General features: G+C 43.9%; 1 protein-coding gene. It reads left to right on the top strand.

Annotated features, from left to right (window positions below):
- Nucleotides 1-90: 90 nt before the first annotated feature.
- Nucleotides 91-1,290: an IS256 family transposase gene (locus tag K7A41_RS00015; RefSeq protein WP_171019317.1), complete on the top strand. Its 1,200-nt coding sequence runs from the start codon at nucleotides 91-93 to the stop codon at nucleotides 1,288-1,290.
- The last annotated feature ends 56 nt before the right edge of the window (nucleotides 1,291-1,346 follow it).

Here is a 1,346-nt window from a genome sequence, read left to right as displayed (position 1 = left end):
GGACACCGTCTCATAAAGTGTGTAAGTTATAAAAATGCGGAGTTGGAAAGGACTTCGCATTTTTTATTTAATTAACTTTATAAGAGTATGATTGACAAAGAGTCACTATTAAACGACAAGGAGTTCTTAAAGAGTTTTAAGGACGGGTTAGAGCTGCAATCATTTTTCCGGGAATTACAGGCACGTGCAGTATCGCAGATGCTTGAAGGAGAAATGGACGGCCACCTTGGCTATGAAAAGCATGAGCGCAGTGGTCAGGGCAATTCCCGAAACGGGCATACCAGCAAAAAGGTTCGTGGGGATCAGGGAGATCTGGAAATTCAGGTCCCACGGGATCGCGATGGTACATTCAACCCCATTATCGTTCCCAAGCGCAAGAACATGATTGACGGAGTTGAGAACGTGATCGTTTCGCTATATGCCAAAGGCATGAGTGTTTCGGATATAGAAAATATGATGCGCGATGTGTACGGATTTGATCTTTCTGAATCGACGATTTCCAGGATTACTGACCGTGTGGCGGGCGATGTGATTGCCTGGCAAAACCGTCCGCTGGACAACGTATATCTGATTGTCTGGATGGATGGCATTGTCTTTAAGGTCAGGGAAAACTCCAAAGTGGTCAATAAGACCATTTATCTTGCTGTGGGCCTAAACAGGGATGGCTATAAAGAAGTCCTAGGCATGTGGCTGGGCAAGAATGAAAGTGCCAGTTTTTGGATGGGAATCCTGACAGACCTGAAATCCCGGGGCGTAGAGGATATGCTGATTACAGCGACCGATAATCTCAATGGTTTCTCCGCTACCATACGGAGTGTGTTTCCTGAGTGTAGTACCCAGGTCTGTGTTGTCCATCAGATCCGAAATGCCTGCAGATATGTTGTATGGAAGGATAAAAAGGCGTTTACAGCAGATATGAAGCCTATCTATGATGCTCCCAATAAACAGGCTGCACAGGCAGCGCTGGCAGATTTTGCCGATAGATGGGAATCCAAATATCCCTATGCCATAAGATCATGGCGGGAGAACTGGGACGAACTGACCGTCTTTTACGACTTCCCACTTGAGATCCGACGAATTATCTATACGACCAATATCATCGAAAACATGAATGGGAAGATCCGTAAATACACAAAGAATAAACTGTCATTTCCCAGCGATGATGCCGTTCTGAAATCTGTATATTTGGCTTTGAGAGAAATCTCTAAAAAGTGGACGATGCCTATTCAGAATTGGGGCATTATCCTAAATCAGTTCTTAACTTTATTTGAAAAAAGAGTCCAGTTATAAGGAACATAACTGAACTCCGTATTTTTTATTTACACACTTAGTGGGACAGTCCCTTT

Origin of the sequence: Sphingobacterium sp. InxBP1 (genome assembly GCF_026191775.1) — a bacterium.
GTDB lineage: Bacteria > Bacteroidota > Bacteroidia > Sphingobacteriales > Sphingobacteriaceae > Sphingobacterium > Sphingobacterium thalpophilum.
The sequence above is the reverse complement of the archived record's forward strand: the minus strand, read 5'-3'. Positions and strand labels throughout refer to the sequence as shown.